This window comes from Rhizobacter fulvus (genome assembly GCF_964020785.1).
In genome coordinates, this window is sequence record NZ_OZ224516.1 from 5,161,930 (window position 1) to 5,188,208 (window position 26,279).

Below are 26,279 nucleotides of genomic sequence, written 5' to 3' on the forward strand. Positions count from 1 at the left end.
CTGATCTGAACGGCTTAGAACACCGACTCGAACGCTTCGACCACCTGCGCCGCACCGCCCATGGCAGCGGCCGCATCGGCGGCGTGCCAGTAGGAATGGCCGGCCGCGCCGGCGAGCGCGGTGGCGGCCATCGTGCCGGTCGAAGTGTCCAGCACCTGCATCGGCACCGGGTTGATGACGATGCGCACGTCGTCTTCGGGACGCAGCTGGTCCTTGCGGCGCAGCGGCGTGCGCGCGGCGGCGCCGTTGTCGAGCGCCCAGTGGCGGTGCTGCGCGAGCGTCAGGCCGGCACCGGCGAGCACGCTGCCGCTTTTCTCGATCGAGAGATTGACTTCCTCGTAGTCGAACAGCTCGCCCTCGGCATGGCCGAACAGGTAGTCGCGCTGGCCGACCTGCAGACCGCTGTTGAAGCGGTCGAACGAGGGCTTGCCGAGCAGGTCGTCCTCTTTCATGTCGAGGAACTGCGCGGCCGGGAAGCTGTCCTGCAGCACCTTGTCGGCGGCCTTCTCGCTCGCGCCGAACACGAGCGAGGCGATGCCGATGGTGCGCTCGCCGTCGATCTTGTCGGAGCCGAGCTTGTCGAGCTGTTTGTCGAGCGGCATGCGCTTCTGCACGAACTGCAGCACCGCGTTCGGGTGCGCGAGCAGCGGCGCAGGCTGGCCTTCGGGCGGGGCCCGCAGCTTGGCAAAACTGGCGAAGGAATCGCCGGCCTGCGCGAGCTGCGCCGACCAGTTGCCGATCGTCGCGATCTCCTGCTTCAGCTCGCCGAGCAGTGCGATCCGGCGGACGATGGTTTCCTTGTCCTCGCCCCAGGTCTCGTCGACATGGAAGCTGAAGTCGGGCAGCGGCCACGGCGTGTGCACCTTGGCGCGGCTGACGATGTGCCAGCGGCCCGGGCCGCTGAGCATGCCGTAGATGTCGACGCTCGCGAAGTCGATGTCGAAGACCTCGATGCCGGCAAAGACGTGGATGTCGGTCTCGAAGCGGAACGTCGGCACCAGGTAGATGATCGCGTTGAACTCGAAGCCGCCTTCGAAGCTCGCGATGCCGACGTCGCCCCACACCCGCATCGACGAGCCGCCCTGCACCGTCGCCGAGGTCACCGCGAAGTAACCGCGGAACTGCATGCCGACGATGCCGATCGACAGGTCGGCGCCGACCCGCTGGAACGGGCTCGGCACGTCGGGCGGGATGTCGGTGAACTTCGGATGGAAGCCACCGGCGCTGATCAGGAAGCTCGGCCGGTCGCCGAACACGGCGCGGAACGCGAACTGCCCGCTGAGCGAGATCATCAGCACGCGCGAATCGCGCAGCACGCCGTCCAGGCCGATCTGGAACGGGTCGAAGACCACGTAGCCGGCGAAGTCGATCTGCAGGTACAAGAGCGCCAGGTCCTTGTCGACCAGCGGCGGCAATTGCACGATCACCTGGCCGACCAAGATCAGCTGCGAGGGCTCGATCAGCACGCCGACGCGCGCGGTCACCAGGCTCGGCGTGCCCCAGCCGAGCTCCAGCATCGGCCCGATCACGAAGCCGCCGGCCTTGAACGGGAACAGCACGCGCAGCTGGCTGATGATTTGCGGCGCGTTGGCGATCGGGTTCTGCGGGAACAGGAAGTTGTCGAGCGAGCCAGTCGCCAGGCCCGCCGTCAGCGCCTCGCGGTTCACCGTGTGCTGGATGCCGAGCAGACCGCCCAGGCCGGTGAGCGTGAAGCCGAAGCCGAGCTGGATCGGCGGCAGCTGCGCGACGATGATCAGCAGCAGCGACCACCCGCCCGGGTTCTTGGTCGACAGCAGGCCGATCGCCTTGACGCCGATCTGCATGATCTTGACGTCGATGATGCCGCCATACTCGCCTCGGTCGGGGTCGAACAGCAGGAAGCCGCCGCCCTTCACGACACCGGCGTCGATCGACATGCCCGCACCCGATGGCGGCTTCAGCCCCCAGGCGGCGTCGGCGATGCCCTGCGTCAGGTTCTTCAGGTTGAGCTTGGTGCCGAGCCGGTCGATCGAGCCGCCGAACGGGCCGATCTGCACCTGGAACGACCCGGAGAGCTCGACCTCGATCTTGTTCAGCCCCTCGGCCTTCTTGAGCTCGAAGGTGAGGAACGGGATCTGGACCGGCGAGTTCGGGATCTTCTCGAGCGGGATCGTGGCCTTCAGGCCCGTGCCGTCCTTCAGGCGCAGACCGCCGGCGATGTCGGCGATCAGGCCGAAGGTCAGTGCCACCTCGATCTCGTCACCGATGACGGCGCCGAGGAACGGATCGTCCCCGACCTTCAGCACCAGCTTGCTGTCCTTCAGATCGAACTCGACCTGCGGCGCGAGGTTCTTCAGCACGATGGCGCCGCTGAGCTCGCCGATCGAGAAGTGGGTGCCGTCGGCCTTCCCCAGGATCAGCGGATTCGCCGTGCTCTTGCGGCCGAAGCGGATGCCCAGGTCGATCTCGCCATCGAAGCGCGGCGCGGGGATGCTGGCCGGCAGCGGGTTCAGCGCGGGCAGGTCGAAGGCCATCGTCAGCGCGCTGCCGGCGGTGAACGCGAGCTTGAAGTCGTCGCCGACGCCCTGGTTCGCTTCGAGCGAACTGTTCAGCTTGGCGTAGAGCACCGCGGGATTCGGGGCCGCCGGGCCGTCGTACCCGAAGGTCAGCTCGAGCTTCTTGCCGGCCGAGCGCACGAGCTCGAAGGTCTTGGTCTTGCTGCCCGCGGGCAGCGTGATCGGCGCGCGGCTCGCCGGCAGGCCGCGCGGCGCCGCCGGGTCGTTGCCGAACGCGCGGTCGATGATCGTGCCGATCGCCATGATCGCCAGGCCGATGATGGCCTGCGGCTCGGCCACGCTCGCGTCGGACGCATGGCCGGCCGGGTCGTCGCCCTTCATGATGTAGACGAGCCGGCGCGCGGGCAGCGGGCCATCGGCCTCGTCGGCATCGCCCGAGACGATCAACAGCAGCTTCGCGATCGAATAGGCCGACGGCGGCTTGCCGGGATCGGCGCCGATGATGCGGTCGATCTGCCGCACCACGGCGACGAGATCGTTCAGGTCGACGTTGCCGCTGCCGAGATTGTCGAGCACCGCGCCGAGCGTTCGCAGCGCGGCGAACGTTTCCCCGGTGACGAGCGTGGCCACCGCGAGCGACTCGGCCGCCGCGTGCGCGACCGCGAAAGCGCTCGGGTCGATCTGCGCGGCCGTCTTGTCGAGTTCGAGGCCGAGGCGGGTCTTCAGCGCGTCGCGCAACGGATCGGCCAGTGCCGCCGCCGGGATCTGACCGTGCAGATGCTCGACCGACACCTGGAACCACTTGAACGCTCTCAAAAATACCGTGTCAGCCGTGCCCGCCATGGTGTCCTCCGCTGGAGTCACCGCAATGTAGTGACGGGGTTTCGGAGCGTCACCCCCTAGCACCCGTGGATTCCAACGAGTGGTTACAACAGAATCGCGCGCCGATGTCGGAACGCGCCAGCGTGAAGCGTGGCGTTGCTCGCCACTAAACTCCCGCACCGGCGACAGCGCCATCGACAAGAATCACGAGGAGATCGATATGTCAGGAGGCGGATTTCATGTGCACGGCCCGCACGACCACGAACTCGAACACGCCGCGCACTCGGACCCCGGCGGCCTGGCGGGTCAGCTCGCCGTCGCGACCGCGGTGATCGCGACGGTCGGCGCACTGTTCGCCTACATGGGCGGCGCCACCCAGGCGAACGCCGGGCTGTTCAAGAACGACGCCGCGATCAAGAAAACCGAGGCCGCGAACCAGTGGGCCTTCTACCAGGCCAAGAGCAGCAAGCAGAACCTGGCCGAGATCGCGCTCGATCTGGCGCCCGAGCCGCGCAAGGCGTTCTACCTGGGGGAGGCCAAGCGCTACAAGGGCGAGAAAGACGAGATCATGGTCGCGGCCAAGAAGCTCGAGGACGAATCGAAGGCGTGGGAGAAGAAGAGCGACGAGCAACTTCACCAGCATCACCGCTGGGCCCAGGCGACCACGGCGCTGCAGATCGCGATCGCGATGGCGGCGATCGCGCTGTTGACGCGGCGCAAGTGGCTCGAGTACGGGGTGTTCGGCCTGAGCGCGGTCGGCGTCGCGCTCGGCGCGCTGGCATGGCTGCACATCTGACCGCGTGCCGATAATGGGCGCCATGAAGATCGCCACCTGGAACGTCAACTCCCTCGCGGTGCGGCTGCCGCAGCTGATCGACTGGCTCGCGCTGCACCAGCCCGACGCGCTGTGCCTGCAGGAAACCAAGCTGGCCGACGACAAGTTCCCGCACGCCGAGATCGCGGCGGCCGGCTACCAGGTCCACTGGTTCGGGCAGAAGACGTACAACGGTGTCGCGCTGCTGAGCAAGTCGGTCGCGACCGACGTGGTGCGCAACATCCCCGGCCACGACGACGCGCAGGCACGCGTGATCGCCGCGACGGTCGACAGCCCGATCGGGCAGGTGCGCCTGATCTGCGCCTACGTGCCGAACGGCCAGTCGGTCGAGAGCGAGAAGTTCCCGTACAAGCTCAAGTGGCTGGAGGCGCTGCGCGACTGGGTCGCGACCGAACTCGCGGCGCACCCGCAGCTCGCGCTGCTCGGCGACTACAACATCGCCCCCGAGGACCGCGACGTGCACGACCCGGTGATGTGGGCGGGCCAGGTGCTGTGCACGCCGGAGGAGCGTGCGCATTTCAAGTCCCTGCTCGCGCTTGGGCTGCACGATTCGTTCCGGCTGTTCGATCAGCCGCCGAAGCAGTACAGCTGGTGGGACTACCGCATGCTCGGGTTCCAGAAGAACAAGGGCCTGCGGATCGACCACATCCTGGTCAGCGAGGCGCTGAAGCCGCGGGTCCGCAGCGTCGTGATCGATCGGCCGACGCGCAAGAACGAACGGCCCAGCGACCACGCGCCGGTGATCGCCGAACTGTCCTTCGACTGAGCGCTGTCAATCGTCCAGGCCGAGCTCCTGGATCTTGCGGGTGATGGTGTTGCGGCCGATGCCGAGCTTCTGCGCCGCCTCGATGCGGCGGCCGCGCGTGATCTCGAGCGCGGTGCGGATCAGCTGCGCCTCGAACTTGTGGGTCAGCGTGTCCCAGACCTGCGGGTCGCCGGCCTGCAGCAGCCCGCGCGCCTCCTGCTCGAGCCCGCCCAGCCATTGCGGGCCGAGCGGCAGCAGCGCGGGATTCGGGGCCTGAGCGGGTGCGATCTGCGTCGGCGTGCCGGCCAGCGGTGCAGGCGGCGCCTCGACCGGTGTGGCTTCCCGAACGGCGGCGCGCGCCGGTGCAGTCGCCGCCGCCTCGGCGACGACGTTCTCCGCGGCCAGTTCGGGCGGCAGGTCCTTGGCCTCGATCATCTGCGCCGGCGCCATCACGGTGAGCCAGTGGCAGATGTTCTCGAGCTGCCGCACGTTGCCCGGAAAGTCGAATCGCATCAGCCGCGCGAGCGCCGAATCGGTGATGCGCTTGGCCTCGACGCCGAGTTCCTTCGCGCTCTTCTGCAGGAAGAACCGGGTCAGCGAGGGCACGTCCTCGGCACGCTCGCGCAGTGCCGGCAAGCGCAGCCGGATCACGTTGAGGCGGTGGAACAGGTCTTCGCGAAACGCGCCGGCCTTGACGCGGTCCTCGAGGTTCTGGTGGGTCGCGGCGATCACCCGCACGTTGCTGCGCATCGGGTTGTGGCCGCCGACGCGGTAGTACTGGCCGTCGCTCAACACCCGCAGCAGGCGCGTCTGCAGGTCGAACGGCATGTCGCCGATCTCGTCGAGGAACAGCGTGCCGCCGTCGGCCTGCTCGAAGCGGCCGCGGCGCGTGGTCTGCGCGCCGGTGAAGGCGCCACGCTCATGACCGAACAGTTCGGACTCGAGCAGATCCTTCGGAATCGCCGCGGTGTTGATCGCGACGAACGGGCCGCTGGCGCGCGGGCTGTGCTTGTGCAGCGCGTTCGCGACCAGTTCCTTGCCCGAGCCCGATTCGCCGGTGATCAGCACGGTGACGATGCTCTGGCTGAGCCGGCCGATCGCGCGGAACACGTCCTGCATGGCCGGCGCCTGGCCGAGCATCTCGGGCATCTGCGCGGCCTTCTCGTCGCGCACTTCCTCGCGCAGGCTCTCGTCGACCGCGCGACGGATCAGCTCGACGGCCTTGGGCACGTCGAACGGCTTGGGCAGGTACTCGAACGCGCCGCCCTGGAACGCACTGACGGCGCTGTCCAGGTCCGAGTACGCGGTCATGATGATGACCGGCAGCGCCGGCATGCGCTCGCGCACCTTGGCCAGCAGTTCGATCCCCGAGCCGCCCGGCATGCGGATGTCCGAAACGAGCACCTGTGGCTCGTCGTCGTCGAGTGCGTTCAGCACATCGCGCGCGTTGGTGAAGCTGCGTACTGCGAATTCCTCGCGCGCCAGCGCCTTCTCCAGCACGAAGCGAATGGATTGGTCGTCGTCAACGATCCAGATGGGTTTCATGCCCTGCCCTGCGTTTTCCGTCTGCTCATCGGCGGCTGCGCTCGTGGCGCCTGGCCGCTCAAGGTAGCGGAATGACAATCTTGAATATCGTCTTGCCCGGTTCGCTTTCGCATTCGATCGTGCCGAGGTGTTGCTGCACGAAGGTCTGCGCGAGCGTGAGCCCAAGTCCGGAACCGCCATCCCGACCCGACACCAGCGGGTAGAAGATGCGATCGCGGATGGACTCGGGCACGCCCGGGCCGTTGTCCTCGATATGCAAGTCCAGTGCCAGACGATAGCGCTGCTTCCCCAGCGTCACCTGGCGCGCGATCCGCGTGCGCAGCAGGATGCGGCCGTCGCCATCGGCGATGCGCTCGACCAGCGCCTGCGCCGCGTTGTGCGCGATGTTCAGCACCGCCTGGATCAACTGTTCGCGGTCGCCGCGGAAATCGGGGATCGAAATGTCGTAGTCGCGCTCGATCGCCAGGCCGCGCGGGAACTCGGCCTGGATCAGCGCGCGCACGCGCTCGCAGACCTCGTGGATGTTCACATCGCTGACCACATGCGGCTTGCGGTGCGGCGCCAGCAACCGGTCGACCAGCGCCTGCAGCCGATCGGCCTCGCTGATGATGACTTGCGTGTATTCGTGCAGCGCCCGCGACTCGACTTCCATCTCCAGCAACTGCGCCGCCCCGCGGATGCCGCCGAGCGGGTTCTTGATCTCGTGCGCGAGGTTGCGGATCAGCTCCTTGGTGACCTGCGCCTGGCCGAGCGCACGCTCCTCGCGGTCCTGCCGCGTCTGCTGCTCGATTTCGACCAGCTCGACGACGACGTTTGGCGAGCCGTCCATCTGGTTCACGATCACGTGCACCGGCAACGGATCGCCATGCAACGCGCCCGGGCGGCGCAGGTGCGCCTCGAGCCGGCTGGTCGCGTACTCGTTGCGGCTGACCGCGACCACCGTGTCCTGCAGGCGCTGCGAGTCGACGAACCAGTCGAACACCAGGCCGCGCTGCACGCTGCGGCGCGACAGGCCCAGCACGCTCTCGAACGACGCGTTCGCGAACACGCACTGGCCGTCGACGCCGACGATCGCGACCATCGTCGCGAGGTGATCGAATGCCGCGAAGGCCGTGGCAGGCGGCGCCGGTGCGGCCGCCGCCGGCGCGAACAGGCGTCTCACAGGCGGGCCCGCAGCAGGGTGGTGGCGGCGCTCACTGCGGCTGCTTGGCGATCTCGCGCTTCAGCGCGGCGATGTCGCTTTCCTTGCGGCCGATGGCCGACTTCATGTCGGCGACGCGATCGAGGTACTTCTGGTAGTTCTTCTCGTTGCCCTGGCGCTCCGGCTCGCCGTTGTTGTACTCGGCCTTCATCGTCGCCAGCCGGTCTTCCTCGCGCTTGAGCTCTGCCTCGAGGATGCGGCGGGCATCGTTGTCGCGGGCCCGCTGGTCGGCGGGGTCGACGCGCGTGCCGGCCGGACCCGACGTCGCCGCGGGCGCCGTCGGCGCGCGCGGCTTGACGCTCTGGATCACCGTGACCGGCGCGTTCTCGAGCACCTTGCAGCCCTTGTCCTTGGCCTCCTTGGCGCTGATGGTGTTGCTGTAGTTGTTGCCCGGGCACTTGTAGGTCACGTTCGCATCGGCGGCGAGAGCCGGTCGCGCGGCGGTCAGCATGACCATCAGTGCGGCGGTGAACAACGGGGCGGTGAACTTCATGCGTGCGGTCTCCTGGGCTGGCAACGCGGCGCAGCGAGGCGGCGCCGACAGGACCAGAGTCGATTGTCGCGCAGCTTGTTCCGCTCCCAAGCAAAAGGGACGGCCCGTGCCGTCCCTTTGTCATCGGCCGAGTCGGCCCGCGCCTTACAGCGTGTAGTACATGTCGAACTCGACCGGGTGCGTGGCCATGCGGAAGCGCGTCACTTCCTGCATCTTCAGGTCGATGTAGGCGTCGAGGTAGGCGTCGGTGAAGACACCGCCCTTGGTCAGGAACGCGCGGTCCTTGTCCAAATACTCGAGTGCCTGGTCGAGGCTGTGGCACACCGTCGGGATCATCTTGTCCTCTTCCGGCGGCAGGTGGTAGAGGTCCTTCGTCGCGGCTTCGCCCGGGTGGATCTTGTTCTCGACGCCGTCGAGGCCGGCCATCAGCAGCGCCGCGAATCCCAGGTACGGATTCATCAGCGGATCCGGGAAGCGTGCTTCGACGCGGCGGCCCTTCGGGTTCGCGACGTGCGGGATGCGGATCGAGGCCGAGCGGTTCTTCGACGAGTATGCGAGCTTGACCGGCGCTTCGAAGCCCGGGACCAGCCGCTTGTACGAGTTGGTGCCCGGGTTGGTGATGGCGTTCAGCGCGCGCGCGTGCTTGATGATGCCGCCGATGTAGAACAGCGCGAATTCGCTCAGGCCGGCATAGCCGTCACCGGCGAACAGGTTCTTGCCGTCCTTCCAGACCGACTGGTGCACGTGCATGCCCGAGCCGTTGTCGCCGACGATCGGCTTGGGCATGAAGGTCGCGGTCTTGCCGTAGCTGTGGGCGACGTTCTGGATCACGTACTTCTGCAGCTGGACCCAGTCGGCGCGCTGCAGCAGCGTGCTGAACTTGGTGCCGATCTCCATCTGCGCCTGCGCGACTTCGTGGTGGTGCACTTCGCAGGGGATGCCCAGCGATTCGAGCACCAGGCACATCTCCGAGCGCATGTCCTGCATGCTGTCGATCGGCGGGGTCGGGAAGTAGCCGCCCTTGACCGCCGGCCGGTAGCCGGAGTTGCCGTGCTCGTAGACCTTCTTCGTGTTCCACGAGGCTTCTTCGGAGTCGATCTCGGCGAAGCAGCCCGACATGTCGTTGCCCCAGCGCACGCTGTCGAACACGAAGAATTCGGGCTCGGGGCCGAAGAAGGCGGTGTCGCCCAGGCCCGACGCCTTCATGTACGCCTCGGCGCGCTTCGCCAGCGAACGGGGGTCGCGCTCGTAGGGCTTGCCATCGCCCGGTTCGACCACGTCGCAGGTCAGGATCAGCGTCGGCTCTTCGAAGAACGGGTCGATGTTGGCGGTGTTCGGGTCGGGCATCAGCTGCATGTCCGACGCTTCGATGCCCTTCCAGCCGGCGATCGAGGAGCCGTCGAAGGCGTGGCCCGACGTGAACTTGTCTTCGTCGAAGTGCGACACCGGCACGCTGACGTGTTGCTCTTTGCCGCGGGTGTCGGTGAAACGGAAGTCAACGAACTTGACCTCGTTCTCTTTCACCATCTTCATCACGTCGGCAACGGTCTTGCTGGCCATCTGGAACTCCTGGGTGGAATTGTTTTCGGTAGGTGATCGGGGCGATCGGGACTGCGTACTCGGCCTTCAAAAGGCCCGGTCACAGGCCCAAAAAACGCGCACAGGAATGTAGCAGAAAGCATGCCCGCGACAGGCCCCCACGAGCCTCTCAACGCCCCGGACCACGAGGGGCGGAGGCCGCAGAACGATGCACGCGGAGTCGCGCAACTTTGGTGCGTGCGAACGCACCAAAATAGGAGCGGCTACCGCACCAACTCTGGGCCCAGCGTCGCGCCGTGCTCGGCCAGTCCGGCAAGCAGCACGCGGTATGCCGCGTCGAGCCGATCGGCCTGGCCCTTCACGCCGAGTTCGATGTGGCGACCGTATTCGGGGTGATCGACGCTCGGCAGGCTGAACACCTTCACGCCATCGAAGGCGGCCTCGATGCGCTCCATCAGCGGGGTGAGCGTGGCCTCCATCGCGCCGAACACGATCACCGATTTCTCGCGCTGACTCCCCTGCCCCTGCAGCCCCGCGTACTGGTGATCGAGCACCCACTCGATCATCGGCCAGGCCATCACCGGAAAGCCCGGCACGAAGTGCACGTGGCCGACGCTGAAGCCGGCGATCTTGTTGTACGGGTTCGGGATGAGCTGCGCGCCTTCCGGGAACACGCCCATGTTGAGCCGGTGCACGTTGTCGTGCCGGTCCGGCTCGAACGGGATGCCCTGCTCCCTCGCGGTATCGCGCATGCGTTCGAGGATCAGGTCGCGTGCCTGCGGATGCAGCGCGAGCGGTCGACCCAGCGCCGCGGCCGCGCACTGGCGGGTATGGTCGTCGGGCGTGGCGCCGATGCCGCCGCACGAGAACACCACGTCGCCACTCGCGAACGCGTGGCGCAGGTCGGCGGTGATCCGGGCCGGATCGTCGCCGACGTAGCGCGCCCAGCTCAGCGCCAGGCCGCGCGCACCGAGCAGCTCGATCACCTTGGGCAGGTGCTTGTCGGCGCGTTTGCCCGAGAGGATTTCGTCACCGATGATGATCACGCCGAAGTTCATGTGCGGTTCCAGGGTGGGTTCGGGGGCGCGCCGGCGCTGTCGGTTGGGGCCTGCGGGATCAAGCGCGCATCTTCGATGACTTCGAGGTCCCGCGGCCCACCGCCGCGCACCGGCGGCAGCACCTCGACCGGCTCGCGTTCCCGGCGCAGCGCCTGCAACGCGGCCAGCGTGAAGTGGGCGAACCACAGCGCGGAGAACGCGAACACCAGCGTGTAGATCCAGATCGCCACCGGCACCAGCACCGGCGCGAACACGATCGCGATCGCGCCCGAGGCCCACACCACCGACGGCGCCGCGCCAAGGTAGCCGGTCATCACGCCCATGCCCAGCAGCGTGCTGCGGTGGCGACGCACAAGCTCGCGGCGTTCGTCGGCGCTGGCGTGTTCGGCCAGCACGTCGTAGGTCATCACGCGGTAGGTGAGCCAGCCCCAGATCAGCGGGGGCAGGATCAGCACCAGCGGCGGCACGAACCACAGCGGGATCGACACCACCAGCGCGATCAGCGCCGCCACGGTGGCCCACAACGCGCCGAACGTGCTGCCGACGAACGAGCCGCCGTGCTTGCGCTCCAGCAGCGGGAAGCGCCGGTTCGCGACCAGCGTCAGCATCGCCGGCGTCATGAACGCGGCCACCAGCAGCAGCGACAGGACAACGATCACCGGCGTGGTCAGGAACACCACGACCATCGGCGCGAGCACGGCCTTCAGTCCGGCCAGGCCCCAGCCCTCGAGCCACCCGATCATCGTCTTCAGGAGGGCCCAGGACTCGAAGGTCGCGCGCACCGCGTCGATCGCCGATTCCCAGAAGAAGTAGCCGAGGCCGAGCGCCAGGCCGGCCATCAGCACCAGCGGCAGCAGCGACAGGACGATGACCCGCGGGTGCAGGCAATACGCCGCCGCGCGCCAGAACGAATCGAACAGAAGCTTCACGGGCGGTTCAGGCGTCAGCGCATGTTGCCGGTGTGGCCCAGCGAATAGCGGCCCGGTTGCGGCCACACGGTCAGCCCGTGCGGCTCGGCGCCGACCTTGATCTGCTGGACCGCCCCGGTCGCGGTGTCGAAGCGGTAGATCACGTCGTCGTAACGGGCGGCGAGCCAGAGGTACTTGCCGTCGGCGCTGACGTTGCCCATGTCCGGGCTGCCGCCGCCGGGCACGCCCCAGCGCGCGACCACCTTCTCGGTCGCGAAGTCGATCACTGTGACGCCGCCGTCGCCGAGCTTGGGCCCGCGGATCGCGTGCGAGCCGCGGTTCGCCACGTACAGGCTCTTGCCGTCGCGGCTCGGGTACAGGCCGTGCGCGCCGATGCCGGTGGCGATGAAGCCGACCTTCTTGAACGATTCGACGTCGACGATGTGCACGCCGTCGGCATGCATGTCGGCGATGTAGACGCGCTTGCCGTCCGGTGAACTGCGGATGTCCTGCGGCATGCCCTTCGAAACGGTGCAGATCTCGGTCTCGCCCGGCTCCCAGGGCTTGCCCGCCTCGACGCGCGGCGCGCCCTTGGTCTCCTTGAAGCGCGTGGCCGGCATGTCCAGACGCAGGTAGCCGAGCACCTTGCGCTCGACCAGGTCGACCTTCACCAGCGTGCCGGAGAACTCGCAGGTGAAGATGACCGTGCGCCCGTCGATCGCGAAGTCGGCATGGTTGATCCCGGGGCATCCGGGGGTGTCGATCGAGAACTGCATCGCCATCGTCTTCGGGTCGCGGAAGTCGAGCCGCTTGCGCGCCTCGGCGACGACGATGGCCGACTTGCCGTCCGGCGTGAAGTACATGTTGTACGGGTCGTCGACATTGACCGGCTTGCCCGGCTTGCCGGTGCGCGGGTCGATCGGGGTCAGGCTGCCGTCGGTGCGGCCCTCGGCATTGTTGGTGACCCACAGCGTGCGCAGGTCGTAGGACGGCACGATGTGCTGCGGCCCGATGCCGACCTTGAAGCGATCGACGACCTTCATCGCCTTCGGGTCGACCACGTAGACATCGTTCGAGCGCAGGTTGGGCACGTAGATCCGATCCGGATCGTCGGCCAGCGCGGCGCCGACCTTGCCGGCGGCCGTCTCGCTGTAGAGGTTGCGCGCATCGACGACCGCCGGCATGCCGGGCAACGGCACGAGCGCCGCGGCTGCGGCAGGCTTCACGGCCGCAGCCTCGGGGCCTGCGCCCTGCACCTGGCTTGCCACCAGCACACCCATCACCGCGAACAGGCCGACGGTCCAGGCCGCAGCTTCCTTCAATGCAAATTTCATCTGGGCATTCCGTGTCGAGAATTGTGAAGTGTCGAGAGGATTCAACGCGCCCGGGTGGCGTCGCGGATGACCTGCACCGAGCGGTCGATCTGGCGCTCGACCCCGAGGCGACCGAGCTCGGCCGTCGCGCGCCGCGGGTCACCGTGAACGCCGTCGCGGGGCCCCGCCGTCGCGGCCTGGTCGAAAGCGTCGGTCCGGACCATCGTGGGGTCGATCGCCAGCATCAGCGCGGTGTCCGCCAGGCCCGCATGGCTGCCGATCTCGTCGCTGCGAAGGCCTTTGGTCTTCAGCGCATCGACGAAATCGGTCTGGGTCACGCGATAGTAGTCGACCAGCGCCAGCACCCGACACCCCGGCTGCCCCGCCCATTCGCGGTTCAGCTTGGCCGCCACGCGCTCCAGGCTCTTCTGGTAGCCGCCGTGGTCACCCAGCAGCACGACATCGCGAAAGCCGTGCTGGCGGAAGCTGCGCGCCGTCGCTTCGAGCACCGCCTCGAACACCGGCTCGGGGATCGAGATCGTGCCGGTGAAGCGCATGTGTGCGGCGGGCGGCGTGATGGCGCCCTCGGGCACGTAGGCGAGCGTCGGCGCGACCACGGCATTGCCCAGGCGCTGCGCGATCCGCCCGGCGATGACCTTCGCCCGCTGGTTGTGTTTGCCGAGCGCCAGCTGCGGGCCGCTCTGTTCGGTGCCGCCGATCGGGACGAGCACGGTCGTCGCACCGGCATGCACGCGATCGCGCAGTTCGGTCCAGGTCAGTTCCTCGAGGTACGGGCTGGTGGGGGGCGGTGCGGCCGACGCGCCGTGGCTCGCGACCGCCAGCACGACCAGGCAGGCGAGCACCGCCCGGCCGAAAGGCATCCCTCGGCGGGGCAGGAGACGGGTCGGGACAGGCAACATCGCGGCGTATCGGGTGGGCAACCCGGAAGTGTAAGAGGCGCGCCTAAGGCTCGAGGACCTGGTCGCGCACCCAGTCGCGTCGGACCCGGTGCATGGCCTCGATCGTCGCCCCCTGAGCGACCGCGACCAGGCGCCGGCGCAGTGCGGGCCGATCCGCCGAATTCAACAACGCGGTCAGGCAGTGCGCCAGCGCGTCGACGTCGCCGCGCCGGTACAGCAGTTCGGGCGGCAGGCCGAGGCTGCGGTAGGGCAAGGAATCGGGGCAGACCGGCAGGCAACCCTGGCTGATCGCGTCGAAGATCAAGCGCGGCTGCTCGTCATTCAGGTTGGTCAGCAGCACCACGTCGACCTGCCGCAGGAACGCGAAGAATTCGTCGGGATACGGCAGCGCACCGACGAAGCGGATGGGCACGTCGATCGGCGTCGCTGCCGCTTGTGCGCGCAACGCCGCCTCTTCCGGTCCGACGCCGGCGATGTCGAGTTCGAGCGGCACGCCCGGCAGGCGCGCAGCCAGCGGCGCGAGCACCTCGATTGCCTGGTGGATGCCCTTCATCCGCTCCAGCCGGGCCGCCACGCACAGTCGCCAGAGGTGGTCCGACGGTGGTTCGGGCCGCGCGGGCGCGATGTCGGACTGGCGGATCCAGCTGGCCGTACCGACCAGGACCCGACCCTGGCCCGAGCCGATCAGCCGGCGCAGGCCCTCGCCGACGAGGAACACGCCGCTGGCCCGGTCCGCCAGGTAGCGTTGGCTGACGCGGATGCTCACGCTGCGCGCCCAGGCGCGCCAGCGGCGCAGCAGACCGGCACGCGCCGCATTCATCAGCTCGGTGCGGGCACGGTCGCTCGAGATGCCGACGATCGCCGCCTTGCCCGCCTGGCGCGCTGCCCGCATCAGGCGTCGTGCCGGCGCGGAGGCGCGCCAGCCGAAGTTCCCGGGGACCTGGACGACATCGCAGCGATCCAGCAACGCCTGAAGATCACGGTCCGACAACTGCGCCGGGTCGACCACGCGGATGCCTTCGGGCAAGGGTTGAAGCGACACCTCGGGCTGTGGCCACGTGCCCATCACCGGCGCCAGCAGCACGAGCTCGGTCACCGCCTCGACCTGGGCTTGCAGATCCCGCGCCCACAAGTCCAGCGTCATCGACTCGGCGCCGCGGCGCACGACGGGGATCGATGTGAGCAACGCAAGGCGATAGCTCATGGCGCCACCCCTCGAACCGGTGGATTCGCCGGAAGAATTTTCATCACCGTGTCGTATGACGCAGATACAACCGGTGACAAACACGCAAGATCGGCTACGCTACGACCGTGTATCAGAAAGTTACTCCTTCGGAGATCATCGTGCTTCGCCAACTCCAGCTTTTCGCCCTGCATAGCCGCCTTCGCCGCGTTGAAGCGGCGCTGGATCGACTGCAGGCCCGGTACACGACGGCTTGCCGCGTCGGTGGCGATTTCGCCGCGCAGCGTCTGCAGCACGAGTTCGAGAATCTGGCGATCGACCAGGCGATGGTCGCACACCGCATCCAGCGCCTCTCGCCGCCGACCAGCGGCGCGAACCCGCGCACGACGCTGCCGTTGCGCGGTACCGGCCGGGCTCACAGCGCGGTCTGACGGCGCCCTCACCGCGCCGCGATGAGAAACCGGTGGCACACCGCGGCGGTCTGCGCGAACTGCGCGGCCGGCCACTCTCCCAGGTTCAGGCTGAGGTGCCCGAGCGCGCTCGCAAGGTGGTGATTGGCCATCGAGGGATCGCATCCCAGGGCATCGCAGTGTGCCGCGACCGTGCGCCTGGCCCCCGCCGGCGACACGCCCAGCGACATCGCGACCCGCACCAGGTCGTACATGCCATGGCCTTCGGTGCGTGCGCCGGCCCAGTCGATCACGTAGAAGGGCGTCCCGCTTCCCGGATGCGGGCGACGCAACAGGTTGCCCGCCCAGAGGTCGTTGTGGGCCAGCACGGTGCGCGGGCGCCAACGGCCCGTCGCCAGCGCCTCGCGGGCCGCCGCGGCGGCGTCACGCACGCTGGCGTCGACCGTCTGGTTCGCGGCCAGCGCCTCGAGCGGCTGTGCGAACAATGCGTCCGACTGTGCGTCGTCGACGGGTGAGGCGGTGCGCCGGGTCACGGCGTGCAGCCAATCGAACACCGGTGCCGCCAGCCGCCAGCGCTGCCAGCGCGAGACCCAGCGGTTCGTGCTGAGCGGCCGGCAGAACGCCGTGACGGTGTAGCTCGCGCCGTCCGACTCGCCGACATGCAACGGCGTCAACACGGTCGCGCCCAGCTCGCCGCCGAGGCGTCGGCTGGCCTCGAACGCGCAGGCCGCGGCCTGCGCGGCCGCGCGCGGAAATTCCGGCGGCGACAGCACGACGAACGCGATCGGCTGCCCGCCGCGGCTGAACACGATGAACTTGTCGCAATGGTCCTCGACCAGGCGGCGCAACGCGACCGCGCTCACCTGACCCAGGCCGCCGCGGTCGCGCAGCAGCTGATCGAGGGTCGCCAGAACGTCGGCAGGAAGTTGTGGGGAGAGACTGACCTCGGGCACGCGCGGACCTAGTCGTCGTCGCCGCCGCCCAGCACGCTGCCGAGCAGCCCGCCGACCGCCAGGCCGCCCAACACGGAGCCCTCTTCACGCGACCCCCCGCGCTGCGGCGCAGCGGCGAACACGCGCGACGCGAGCCGCGAGAACGGCAGGCTCTGCAGCCACACGGTGCCGGGGCCGGTCACCTTGGCGAAGAACAGGCCCTCGCCGCCGAACAGCGCGGTCTTGATCTTGCCGACGTACTGGATCTCGAAATTCACGTTCGGTGTCATCGCGACCAGGCAGCCGGTGTCGACGAGCAGGGTCTGGCCCGCCCGCAGTTCGCGCTTCACCACCGTGCCGCCGGCGTGCACGAAGGCCAGGCCGTTGCCCTCGAGCTTCTGCATGATGAAGCCCTCGCCGCCGAAGAAGCCGACCGACAGCTTCTGCTGGAAGTAGATGCCGAGCGACACGCCGCGGGCCGCGCACAGGAAGGCGTCCTTCTGGCAGATCAGCGTGCCGCCGAGCGCGGTCAGGTCCATCGGCAGGATCTTGCCCGGGTACGGTGCAGCGAATGCCACCCGCAGCTTGCCCTGGCTCTGGTTGGTGTAGACCGTGGTGAACAGCGACTCGCCGGTGACCAGGCGCTTGCCGGCCCCGAGCAGCTTGCCGAACAGGCCCCCACCGCCGCCGCCCGAGCCATCGCCGAACACCGTGTCCATGCCGATGCCGGCGTCCATGAACATCATGCTGCCGGCTTCGCCGACGGCCGCTTCGCCCGGGTCGAGCTCGACCTCGACGAACTGCATCTCGGCGCCACGGATCTCGTAGTCGACCACGTCCATTGCCATCTCTTCCTCCTCCTGTCGCTCGCTATTCTTGTCCCTGGCACTCGCCAGACCGGGGCGCAGCATAACGGCTGTCGCGCCGAAGGCATGCAAAGACCGCACCATCCGTGTCCCGTGGGCACGGTAGCGCAACGCCGCGAGGCGAGGTAACGGAGGTTGTCAGAGGCCAGGCGCGCCGCTTTCAGCGGGCCAGACGCAGTACGGGCCAGCCGGCCGCGGCGGCGTGGCGGTGCAGTGCGGCGTCCGGATCGACGACGATCGGTTCGGCGACCGCGCTCAGCAGCGGCAGGTCGTTCGCCGAGTCGCTGTAGAAGACCGCCTCGCGCATCAGCGAGTCCGGCAGCGCCTGTTCCGCGAGCCACGCAAGCAGGCGTTCGACCTTGCCCTCCCGCATGTTCAGCACGCCGGCGGTGCGGCCGGAACACCGACCGTCGACCAGTTCGACCTCGGTCGCCAGCAGATCATCGATCCGCAGATGATGCGCAGTCATGCCGGTCAGCACGCGGTTGGTGGCGGTCGTCAGCACCAGCCGGTCGCCGCGCGCGCGATGCGCCGCCACCAGCGCATGGGCCGCGGGCGGAATGCGCGGGGCGATCACCTCGACGAGAAACCGGTCGCACCACGGACGCCACTCGGCCGGCGAGCGGCCCGCCAGCGTGGACACGTAGAACTCGCAGAAGTCCTGCGCGCTGACGTTGGCCTCGGCGTAGCACCGCGCCATCTCGGCATTGCGCGGCGCAAACTCGGCGCGGTCGAGCACGCCCTGGTCCATCAGGAACTCGCACCAGAGCACGTCGCTGTCGCCGGACAGCAGCGTATGGTCCAGGTCGAACAGCGCCAGCCGCATTCAGGGGCGCCGCAGGTGCCAGGCGCGGGGTCGCGTGAAGGTCTGCAGACCGAGCGTCGACAGCGTGAGGCCCACGCCCGAATCGCCGTGACCGGACCACGGCAGGCGCGGGCTCACCCGATCGCAGCAGTTCCAGTAGACCGTGCCGGCGTTGACCTTGGACAGGATCGCGGTGGCGCGCGCTTCGTCCTTCGTGAACACCCCGGCCGTCAAACCGTAGCGCGTGTCGTTCATCAGCGCGAGCGCCTCGGCGTCGCCGCTGACCTTCTGGATGCCGATGATCGGGCCAAAGCTCTCCTCGCGCATCACGTCCATCGTGTGGTCGACGCGGCTCAGTACCGTGGGCTCGAACCAGTTGCCGGGGCGGTCGGTCAGGCGGCGGCCGCCGGTCAGCAGTTCGGCGCCCTTCGCGCGGGCGTCGGCCACCTGCGCCTCGAGCACCGCGATCTGCGGCGCACGCGCGATCGCGCCGATGTAGGTGTCCTCGCTGGCCGGATCGCCGATCACGAAGCCATTGACCGTGTCGACGAAAGCCGCCACGAACGCGTCGTGGATGCGCTCGTGCACGTAGATGCGCTCGACCGAGCAGCAACTCTGGCCCGTGTTGTACATCGCGCCGTCGGCCAGCGATTCGGCGGCGGCCTTCACGTCCGCGTCGTCCGCCACGTAGGTCGGGTCCTTGCCGCCGAGCTCGAGCTGCAGCTTGATGAAGCGCGGCCCGACCGCTGCGGCGATGCGCCGGCCGGTCGCGTGCGAGCCGGTGAAGAACACGCCGTCGATCCGCTGCTCGAGCAGGGCCGCACCGACCGCACCGCCGCCGACCAGCGGCACGAACACGTCGAGCGGCACGCCCGATTCGTGCAGCAGCCGAGCGATGTGCAGGCCCGTCAGCGTCGAGAATTCGGACGGCTTGTAGAGCACCGCGTTGCCGGCCAGCAGCGCCGGCACGAAGACGTTGCCGCCGACGAAGTACGGGTAGTTCCAGGCCGAGATGTTGACGACGACGCCGAGCGGATCGAAGCCCAGCACCTCGCGCGTGCTGCCGTCGTCGTGCAGCTGCTGCGCGCCGATCGACGCCTCGGCCTGCGCGAGGAAGAAGTCGATGCGCGGCAGCAGACCGTTGACCTCGTTGCGCGACTGCCGGATCGGCTTGCCCACCTCGGCGGTCAACGTGGCGGCCAGGGCTTCCACCTCGGACGCCACCGCGACGCGGAAGCGCTGCAGGATCTCCATGCGCTCGCGCAGCCCGAGTGCGGCCCAGGCCGGTTGGGCGGCACGCGCTGCCGCGGCCCGCTCGCAGACGATGGCGGGCGTGGCTTCGGGCACTTCGGCCAGCGGCGCGCCGGTCGCGGGGTTGTGGATCTTCAGCATGGGTGGGCTCGTCGAGAAGGTGAGAGGTCAGGCCTCGCGGCACGCACGCGCGGTCGCGAGGAAATCCTGCAGGATCGGGCTGCCGTCGAGCTGGGTCTTGTCCAGCGGCGTGAGCGCCAGGAACTCGGGGTGCCATTGCATGCCGAACACGTAGCTCGGCCCGCGCCAGCGGATCGCCTCGACGATGCCGTCGGGCACGCCGAGCGCCTCGACGACCAGGTCGCGGCCCAGGTCCTTCACCGCCTGGTGGTGGATCGAGTTGATCTTGGCCTGCTTCACGCCCGGGTACATCTGCGCGAGCCTGGTGCCCTGGATCAGGTTCACGTCGTGCAGCGCGCGCTCGTACAGGTCGGCGTCGCGGTGCGAGATCGCCTGGGTGACCTGCGTCGGGATGTCCTGGAACAGCGTGCCGCCGAGCGCCACGTTGATCAGCTGGCAGCCGCGGCAGATGCCGATCACCGGCTTGCCGGCGGCGACGAACGCATTGAACAGGTCGATCTCGTAGCGGTCGCGCACCCGGTCGCCGGACCATTCGGGCGTCAGCGGGGTCTCGCCGTAGCTCTCGGGCGCCACGTCGGCGCCGCCCTGCAGCACCAGGCCGTCGAGGTGCTCGGCATACGAGCTCAGGCTCATCTCGCTGCGCTGGATCAAGCCCTCGCTCTCGATCGCCGGGATCATCACCGCGAGCACGTCCTTCGCGAGCACCCAGTGCGCGACCGATTGCTCGAGGTAGTGCAGCGTCTTGGTGTAGACACCGCCCAGGTCCAGAACCGGGCCGACCGGGTGATGGATGCGTGCCGAGATGCCGATGATCAGGGGTCGTGCCATCTCAGAACGCCTCCGTGAAGAAGCGCTCGAAGTCCGCCGCGGTGCACGCGCGTGGATTGGTCGCGTGGCAGCCATCGGCCGTGGCGATCTCCACCAGCCGGCCGAACTGCCCGCGCTTGACTCCGACCGCCGCCAACCCGGGCGCGATGCCGATCTGGTGCTTCAGGTGCGCCAGCCACGGCACGAATCCGCTGGCCGACGACACGCCGACCACGTGCGCCAGTTCGGCGAACTTGTGCGGCACGGTCTCCAGGTTGAAGCTCATCACCGGCTCGATCATCAGCGCGTTGGCCAGGCCGTGGTGCAGGTCGCAGACCGTGCCGAGCGCGTGTGCGCACGAGTGCACCGCGCCCAGGTCCTTCTGGAACGCGATCGCGCCCATCATCGAACTCATCATCATGTCGGCCCGCGCCTGCAGGTTGCCGGGCTCGCGCACCGCCGTCAGCAACGCGCGTGCGCCGATGCGCGTGCCTTCGAGCGCGATGCCGTCGCACAGCGGGTGGTAGGCCGGCGACAGATAGCTCTCGATGTTGTGGGTCAGCGCGTCCATGCCGGTCGCCGCGGTCACCGCGGGCGGCAGGCCGAGCGTCAGCTCGGGGTCGGCGAACACGAGCTTGGCGAGGATCGCCGGCGAGAAGATCACGCGCTTGACGTGCGAAGCTTCCTCGCTGATCACGCTGCTGCGGCCGACCTCGCTGCCGGTGCCCGAGGTGGTCGGCAGCGCGATGAAATACGGCAGCGCGGCGACGTCGATCGCACGCACCTGCGGGTGGTCCCACACGTACTCCATCACGTCGCCCGGGTGCGTGGCGAGCAGCCCGACGACCTTGGCCACGTCGAGCGCCGCGCCGCCGCCGACGCCGACCACGCAGTCGGCCTCGTGCGCCCGGTACGCGGCGGCACCGCTCATGACCTGGCTGCCGGTCGGGTTGCCGAACACCCCGCCATAGACCGCGACAGTCAGCCCGGCTGCTTCGAGACCCGCCTTCAGCTCGGCGATCAGCGGCAGCGCGGCCAGACCCTTGTCGGTGACGATCAGCGGGCGTTTCAGGCCCTGCTCACGAAGATGCGGCCCCGCGAGGGCGCGCGCGCCGGCGCCGAAGTGGATGGTGGTCGGGAACGAAAACTTCGTGATGCTCATGGCGCTCTCTCAGGTCAGGGCGTCGATTATTGAACCCGCGCCCAACGCAGCTCGGTGTAGTCGGTCGGCCACTGTACGACGGTGACCTTCTTGTTCATCGCCCAGTTGAGCGAGCGGCGGTAGAGCGGGATGAACGGCAGGTCGTCATGGACCATCCGCAGCGCGACGCCGACCATCGCGCGCCGGCGGGTCAGGTCGGGCTCGACGCGCATGCCGTCGATCAGCACGTCGAGCTTCGGGTTGCTGTAGCGGCCGGCGTTGAAGGTGCCGCCGCCCGACTTGTCCCAGGTGCGGAACAGTGCGTTCAGCGACGCCCACGCGTCCGGGTTCGGTGTCCAGCCGAACTCCATGAAGCTCGCCGTCGCACCGGTGAGCTTCGGGAAGAACTGGTTCGTCGCCGAGGTGCGCAGGTTGGCGCGTATGCCGACCTTGGTCAGCATCACCGTCATCGCCTGGCACACCGCCTCGCGCCACGGGACGTTCACGCAGTCGAGCGTGACCGAGAAACCGTTCGGGTAGCCCGCCTCGGAGAGCAGTGCCTTCGCGCGCACCGGGTCGTATGGCAGGCGCTTGTCCAGTTCGGCCGGCGATCCATCGACCTTCGGCGACAGGAACGCGCCGGTCGGCACGCCCTGTCCGCGCAGCACCTTCTGCGCGATCAGGTCGACATCGAGCGCGTGGTAGACCGCGCGGCGCACGCGCAGGTCCTTGAACGGGTTACGCGGCTGGCCGGCGATCCGGGCGTCGCTGCCCTCGAGTTCGTCGCGCGCCTGGTCGAACGTGAGGTACTGCTGGCCGAGGTCGACGGTCTGCATCAGCTTGATCGCGCCCTCGCGCTTCAGGCGCTCGATGTCCTGGTACGGCGGGTCGAGCACGAGGTCGATCTCGCCCGAGACGAGCGCGGCCAGACGCGTCGCGTCGGAGCGGATCGCGACCAGCGTCACCTCGTCGACGTTGCCCGAGCGCTTGTCGCCCCAGCCCCACCAGCGCGGGTTGCGCTGCAGCACGGTGCGCACGTCGGGCTCGAAGCGCTCCAGCCGGTACGGGCCCGTGCCGTTGGCGTTGCGCACCGCGAAGGTCTCCTGCTTGCCGTTGAAGTCCTGCGCCTTCTCGACCTTGTTCGCGACGCTCCAGGCGCGGCTCATGATCGCCAGGCCTTGCAGCTTCTCGGGCAGCACCGCGTCCGGCGCTTCGAGTAGCAGGTCGACCGTCAGCGGGTCGACCTGGCGCGCCGCCTTCACGCCCTTGAGCTGGAACGAGCGCTGCGAGGTCGACCCGAGCGCGCGCTCGATCGAGAACACCACGTCGTCGGCGGTGAACGGCGTTCCGTCGTGGAACAGCACTCCGGGGCGCAGCTTGAAGCGCCAGGTGGTGGGGCCGGTGGCCTGCCACGACAAGGCCAGCGACGGCTCGGGCCGGAACTGCGCATCGCGGTTCACCAGCGATTCGTAGACCTGGGTGTAGACCCTTGTGTGGTACAGCAGCGCGACGGCGTGCGGGTCCATCGTCTGCGGGTCGAACGCGCTGGCGATGCGCAGCGTCACCGCGCCGGCGAGTGGCGCCGCGGCGATCAGCGCCACGGCGAACAGATGGCGAACGCGGCTGAACAGGCGCGGCATCGTCAGATGATCTCGAAGTAGCGCTTCAGTTCCCAGTCGGTCACGCCGTCCAGCCACTGGCGCCACTCCCACTCGCGGGTGGCGGCGAAGTGGTCGACGAAGTCGTCGCCGAACCAGTCGCGCGCGACGTCGGACTGCCTGAACACCCGCGTGGTCTCGATCAGCGTGCGCGGCGCGCGCGGAATGTCGTCTGCGCCCTGGTTGGTGCCGGTGATCGGCGGCTGGGTCAGCTTCAGGCCCTGCTCGACGCCGTGCAGCCCGGCCGCGATCACCGCGGCCATCGCGAGGTACGGGTTCACGTCGGCGCCGGGGCAGCGGGTCTCCAGGCGCGTCGCCTTCGGGCTGCCGGCGATCACGCGGAAACTCGCGGTGCGGTTGTCCATGCCCCAGGTCGGCTTGACCGGCGCCCAGAAGCCGTCGACCAGGCGCTTGTAGCTGTTGATGGTCGGCCAGAACATCGGCGCCATCTCCATCAGGAAGCCGCACTGCCCCGCGAGGTAGCTCTCGAACAGCTTGCTCATCTTTCGCGGCGACTTCGCATCGAAGAACAGGTTGGCCTTGCCGTCCGACAGGCTCTGGTGGATGTGCCCCGAGCAGCCCGGCAGTTGCTGGTTCCACTTCGCCATGAAGCTGGGCATCACGCCGAAGCGCGCGCCGATTTCCTTGGCGCCGGTCTTGAACAGGATCGCGCGGTCGGCCTGCTCCAGCGCCTCGCCGAACGCGATCGCGACCTCGTAGACGCCCGGGCCGGTCTCGGTGTGCAACCCCTCGATCGGCACGCCGAACAGCGGCATCTCGTCCATCAGCGCCTTGAAGAACTCGCGCTTGTGGTTCATGCGCAGCAGCGAATAGCCGAACATGCCCGGCGTGATCGGCTCCGGGCCGACGCCCTGCTTGGCCGCCCAGCTCTGCGGCGTCTCGGCGAAGTTGAACCACTCGAACTCCATGCCCGCCATCGGCAACACGCCGAGCTTCTCGGCGCGCTTGAGCACGCGCTTGAGCGTCTGGCGCGGGCAGATCGGCGACGGATCGCCGGCCGGGGTGACGAAATCGCCGAGGAAGAACGGCACGCCGTCGTCCCACGGCACGTTGCGGAAGGTGTCGAGATCGAGCCGCGCCAGCGCATCCGGGAAACCGTGCTGCCAGCCCGTGAGCGTGGCGTTGTCGTAACAGTGATCGTTGGCATCCCAGCCGAACACCACGTCGCAGAAGCCGAAACCGCCGTTCGGGTGCGGCTGCGCGGCGCCGAGGAATTTGTCGATGTGCAGGTACTTGCCGCGCAGGATGCCGTCGATATCGCTGACCGCGACCTTGACCTTGCCGGTGCCGGATTCGCGCACCGCCCTCAGCGCGGGATGCTCGGCAGATCTGTCTGTTCGCTTGTTCGCCATGTTCCACCCCTGCGGTCGACCAAATACACGAATTCGACTACACTGCACTCGTGTACACGAATATTTTTACACGAGGCGCCCGATGAAGAACATCACCTTGACTGCCGACGACGATCTGATCGCCGCGGCGCGCGAGCGTGCGTCGAGCGAGGGAACCACGTTGAACGAGCAGTTCCGCCTCTGGCTGGCCAGCTACGCCCGCAAGCAGCGCCTGCAGCAGTATGAATCCGTGATGGCCGACCTGCGCGGCAAGCTGGTCGTGGGCCGCAAGCTGACGCGGGACGAGATGAATGAGCGTTGACCGGTTCATCGACACCAACGTCTTCATTTACCAACTCGATACCCGCGACCCGCGCAAGCACGCGATCGCCGACCGAATCGTCGGCGAGGCGCTCGCGACGGACAACGCCTGCATCAGCTTCCAGGTGATCCAGGAGTGCCTGAACACGGTGTTGCGCAAGGCCGAGATCACGCTGGACGCGGCGGCGGCGCGGCTCTACGTCGACACGGTGTTGGCACCCCTGGATCGCGTGGCGTCCAGCATCGAGCTGTACCGACGCGCGCTCGACCTGCAGCAACGCTGGAAGTTCAGCTTCTACGACTCGCTGATCGTCGCCGCAGCGCTCGAAGCGGGCTGCAAGCACCTGCTGAGCGAAGACCTGCAGCATGGCCAGCGCATCGGCACGCTGCGCATCGAGAACCCGTTCCGCAGCTGACGCGCGCATTCAGCGCGCCCAACCCAGCGCGCGCATCGCGTCGGCCACGGCATTCACCGCCTGGTGCATCTCGTTGCGGCCGATCGCGCCGATGCAGCCGACGCGGAAAGTCTCCACTTCCGTCAGCTTGCCCGGGTAGAGGATGAAGCCGCGGCGCTTGGCCTCGGCGTAGAAGGCCTTGAAATCGTAGCCGGGCACCGCCGGCGCGTGGAAGGTCACGATGATCGGCGCCTGCAGCGCCGGCGCGAGGAAGGGCTTGAACCCGAGGCCCTTCATGCCTTCGATCAGCGTGGCGCAGTTGTCGGTGTAGCGCCCCAAACGGGCCGGCTGGCCGCCCTCCTCGTCGAATTGCTTCAGCGCCTCGCCCAGCGCCGCGACCACGTGCGTGGGCGGCGTGAAGCGCCACTGGCCGGTCTTCTCCATGTAGGCGTGCTGGTCGAACAGGTCCATCGCCAGCGAGTGCGAGTTGTTCTCGCACGCCGCGAGGGCGGCCTGGCGGATGAAGACGAAGCCCATGCCCGGCACGCCCTCCAGGCACTTGCCGCTGGCGGCGACGAGCGCATCGAACCTGACCTTCCGCGCGTCGATCGGCAGCGCCGCGAACGAACTCATCGCATCGATGATCAGCCCCTTGCCGTGGCGCAGGCACACGTCGCTCACGGCCTGCAGCGGGTTCAGTACGCCGGTGCCGGTCTCGCAATGGATGAAGCCGACATGGGTGATGCTGGGATCGGCGCGCAGCTTCGCATCGAGCGCGTCCGCCGAGACGGCTTCGTCCTCGGGGTGCGCCATGATCGTGGTGCGCCGGCCCATCAGTGTCGCGACCTTGCCGAGTCGCTTGCAGTACGCGCCGTTGTCCAGCACCAGCAGGTGGCCATCGCGCGGCACCAGCGTCGCGACCGCGGCTTCGACCGAGAACGTGCCGCTGCCCTGCAAGGGTACGACGACGTGCGAATCGGCGCCGTCGATGATCGCGATCAACCGGCGGCGCAGCTCGGCGGTCATCGCGACGAAATCGGCGTCCCACGAACCCCAGTCGCGCAGCATCGCGAGCTTGGTGCGCAGCGTGGTGGTCAGGGGGCCGGGGGTCAGCAGGATGGCATCACGGTCCACGGTGTCTTC

24 protein-coding genes are annotated in these 26,279 nt (G+C 68.4%); 5 read left to right on the forward strand and 19 right to left on the reverse strand.

All coding sequences use genetic code 11. The features are described from left to right. Nucleotides 1–14 precede the first annotated feature (14 nt). On the reverse strand, nucleotides 15–3,338 hold the full coding sequence (locus ACWH49_RS24455; protein WP_448173800.1) for a DUF6603 domain-containing protein: 3,324 nt from the start codon (nucleotides 3,336–3,338) through the stop codon (nucleotides 15–17). A 199-nt stretch (nucleotides 3,339–3,537) separates the two neighbouring features. Between ACWH49_RS24455 and ACWH49_RS24460 the strand changes: the two genes are divergently transcribed. Together ACWH49_RS24460 and ACWH49_RS24465 are read left to right on the forward strand one after the other, a co-directional pair. Beyond that, on the forward strand, nucleotides 3,538–4,113 hold the full coding sequence (locus ACWH49_RS24460) for a DUF4337 domain-containing protein (RefSeq protein ID WP_448173801.1): 576 nt from the start codon (nucleotides 3,538–3,540) through the stop codon (nucleotides 4,111–4,113). Between the two features lie 22 nt (nucleotides 4,114–4,135). Beyond that, the gene (locus ACWH49_RS24465; protein WP_448173802.1) at nucleotides 4,136–4,918 is read left to right on the forward strand and encodes an exodeoxyribonuclease III; all 783 of its coding nucleotides are present in this window, start codon (nucleotides 4,136–4,138) and stop codon (nucleotides 4,916–4,918) included. A gap of 6 nt (nucleotides 4,919–4,924) precedes the next feature. Here ACWH49_RS24465 and ntrC read toward each other — a convergent pair whose 3' ends face one another. The 9 genes from ntrC to ACWH49_RS24510 form a co-directional block, all read right to left on the reverse strand. Beyond that, complete coding sequence (gene ntrC / locus ACWH49_RS24470) at nucleotides 4,925–6,442, reverse strand: nitrogen regulation protein NR(I) (RefSeq protein WP_448173803.1); 1,518 nt, start codon at nucleotides 6,440–6,442, stop codon at nucleotides 4,925–4,927. Nucleotides 6,443–6,500: 58 nt separating this feature from the next. Continuing rightward, nucleotides 6,501–7,523 carry a nitrogen regulation protein NR(II) gene (glnL, locus tag ACWH49_RS24475; RefSeq protein WP_448174394.1) on the reverse strand — a complete coding sequence of 341 codons (1,023 nt, stop codon included), beginning with the start codon at nucleotides 7,521–7,523 and terminating at the stop codon, nucleotides 6,501–6,503. A gap of 112 nt (nucleotides 7,524–7,635) precedes the next feature. Next, on the reverse strand, nucleotides 7,636–8,136 hold the full coding sequence (locus tag ACWH49_RS24480; protein ID WP_448173804.1) for a hypothetical protein: 501 nt from the start codon (nucleotides 8,134–8,136) through the stop codon (nucleotides 7,636–7,638). Between the two features lie 144 nt (nucleotides 8,137–8,280). Next, nucleotides 8,281–9,696, reverse strand: a complete 1,416-nt coding sequence (glnA, locus tag ACWH49_RS24485) for a type I glutamate--ammonia ligase (RefSeq protein ID WP_056470598.1) — start codon at nucleotides 9,694–9,696, stop codon at nucleotides 8,281–8,283. 242 nt (nucleotides 9,697–9,938) lie between these two features. Further along, entirely contained in the window at nucleotides 9,939–10,733 is a 795-nt protein-coding gene (locus ACWH49_RS24490) for a competence/damage-inducible protein A (protein ID WP_448173805.1), read from the reverse strand. Continuing rightward, nucleotides 10,730–11,662 carry an EI24 domain-containing protein gene (locus ACWH49_RS24495; RefSeq protein ID WP_448173806.1) on the reverse strand — a complete coding sequence of 311 codons (933 nt, stop codon included), beginning with the start codon at nucleotides 11,660–11,662 and terminating at the stop codon, nucleotides 10,730–10,732. Before ACWH49_RS24495 ends, ACWH49_RS24490 begins: the two co-directional genes overlap by 4 nt. Nucleotides 11,663–11,676: 14 nt before the next feature. Further along, nucleotides 11,677–12,975: a YVTN family beta-propeller repeat protein gene (locus ACWH49_RS24500; RefSeq protein WP_448173807.1), complete on the reverse strand. Its 1,299-nt coding sequence runs from the start codon at nucleotides 12,973–12,975 to the stop codon at nucleotides 11,677–11,679. A gap of 41 nt (nucleotides 12,976–13,016) precedes the next feature. Next, nucleotides 13,017–13,835 carry a creatininase family protein gene (locus tag ACWH49_RS24505; protein WP_448173808.1) on the reverse strand — a complete coding sequence of 273 codons (819 nt, stop codon included), beginning with the start codon at nucleotides 13,833–13,835 and terminating at the stop codon, nucleotides 13,017–13,019. Between the two features lie 82 nt (nucleotides 13,836–13,917). Next, complete coding sequence (locus tag ACWH49_RS24510) at nucleotides 13,918–15,078, reverse strand: glycosyltransferase (protein WP_448173809.1); 1,161 nt, start codon at nucleotides 15,076–15,078, stop codon at nucleotides 13,918–13,920. A gap of 140 nt (nucleotides 15,079–15,218) precedes the next feature. Here ACWH49_RS24510 and ACWH49_RS24515 point away from each other — a divergent pair, with 140 nt between their 5' ends. Then, entirely contained in the window at nucleotides 15,219–15,488 is a 270-nt protein-coding gene (locus tag ACWH49_RS24515; protein WP_448173810.1) for a hypothetical protein, read from the forward strand. 8 nt (nucleotides 15,489–15,496) lie between these two features. On the opposite strand, the gene ACWH49_RS24520 is transcribed toward ACWH49_RS24515, so the two are convergent. The 8 genes from ACWH49_RS24520 to ACWH49_RS24555 all read right to left on the reverse strand — a co-directional run bounded on the left by ACWH49_RS24520 (nucleotide 15,497) and on the right by ACWH49_RS24555 (nucleotide 24,441). Next, nucleotides 15,497–16,420 (reverse strand): phosphotransferase, encoded by a 924-nt coding sequence (locus ACWH49_RS24520; protein WP_448173811.1) that lies wholly within the window; start codon nucleotides 16,418–16,420, stop codon nucleotides 15,497–15,499. Between the two features lie 8 nt (nucleotides 16,421–16,428). After that, nucleotides 16,429–17,247: a TIGR00266 family protein gene (locus ACWH49_RS24525; RefSeq protein ID WP_448173812.1), complete on the reverse strand. Its 819-nt coding sequence runs from the start codon at nucleotides 17,245–17,247 to the stop codon at nucleotides 16,429–16,431. A gap of 178 nt (nucleotides 17,248–17,425) precedes the next feature. Further along, nucleotides 17,426–18,091, reverse strand: coding sequence for an HAD family hydrolase (locus ACWH49_RS24530; protein ID WP_448173813.1), 666 nt, complete (start codon nucleotides 18,089–18,091; stop codon nucleotides 17,426–17,428). After that, entirely contained in the window at nucleotides 18,092–19,462 is a 1,371-nt protein-coding gene (locus ACWH49_RS24535) for an aldehyde dehydrogenase family protein (protein WP_448173814.1), read from the reverse strand. It abuts the gene before it with no gap. Nucleotides 19,463–19,489: 27 nt separating this feature from the next. After that, complete coding sequence (locus ACWH49_RS24540) at nucleotides 19,490–20,290, reverse strand: gamma-glutamyl-gamma-aminobutyrate hydrolase family protein (protein ID WP_448173815.1); 801 nt, start codon at nucleotides 20,288–20,290, stop codon at nucleotides 19,490–19,492. A gap of 1 nt (nucleotide 20,291) precedes the next feature. Continuing rightward, entirely contained in the window at nucleotides 20,292–21,431 is a 1,140-nt protein-coding gene (locus ACWH49_RS24545; protein ID WP_448173816.1) for an iron-containing alcohol dehydrogenase, read from the reverse strand. Nucleotides 21,432–21,457: 26 nt separating this feature from the next. Next, nucleotides 21,458–23,050, reverse strand: coding sequence for an ABC transporter substrate-binding protein (locus ACWH49_RS24550; protein ID WP_448173817.1), 1,593 nt, complete (start codon nucleotides 23,048–23,050; stop codon nucleotides 21,458–21,460). A 2-nt stretch (nucleotides 23,051–23,052) separates the two neighbouring features. Next, nucleotides 23,053–24,441, reverse strand: a complete 1,389-nt coding sequence (locus tag ACWH49_RS24555) for a glutamine synthetase family protein (protein ID WP_448173818.1) — start codon at nucleotides 24,439–24,441, stop codon at nucleotides 23,053–23,055. A gap of 82 nt (nucleotides 24,442–24,523) precedes the next feature. Here ACWH49_RS24555 and ACWH49_RS24560 point away from each other — a divergent pair, with 82 nt between their 5' ends. Together ACWH49_RS24560 and ACWH49_RS24565 are read left to right on the forward strand one after the other, a co-directional pair. Further along, nucleotides 24,524–24,742 carry a hypothetical protein gene (locus ACWH49_RS24560; protein ID WP_448173819.1) on the forward strand — a complete coding sequence of 73 codons (219 nt, stop codon included), beginning with the start codon at nucleotides 24,524–24,526 and terminating at the stop codon, nucleotides 24,740–24,742. Next, nucleotides 24,732–25,157: a PIN domain-containing protein gene (locus tag ACWH49_RS24565; RefSeq protein WP_448173820.1), complete on the forward strand. Its 426-nt coding sequence runs from the start codon at nucleotides 24,732–24,734 to the stop codon at nucleotides 25,155–25,157. Before ACWH49_RS24560 ends, ACWH49_RS24565 begins: the two co-directional genes overlap by 11 nt. A gap of 9 nt (nucleotides 25,158–25,166) precedes the next feature. On the opposite strand, the gene ACWH49_RS24570 is transcribed toward ACWH49_RS24565, so the two are convergent. Further along, nucleotides 25,167–26,270: a 2-aminoethylphosphonate--pyruvate transaminase gene (locus ACWH49_RS24570; protein WP_448173821.1), complete on the reverse strand. Its 1,104-nt coding sequence runs from the start codon at nucleotides 26,268–26,270 to the stop codon at nucleotides 25,167–25,169. Between the last annotated feature and the right edge of the window lie 9 nt (nucleotides 26,271–26,279).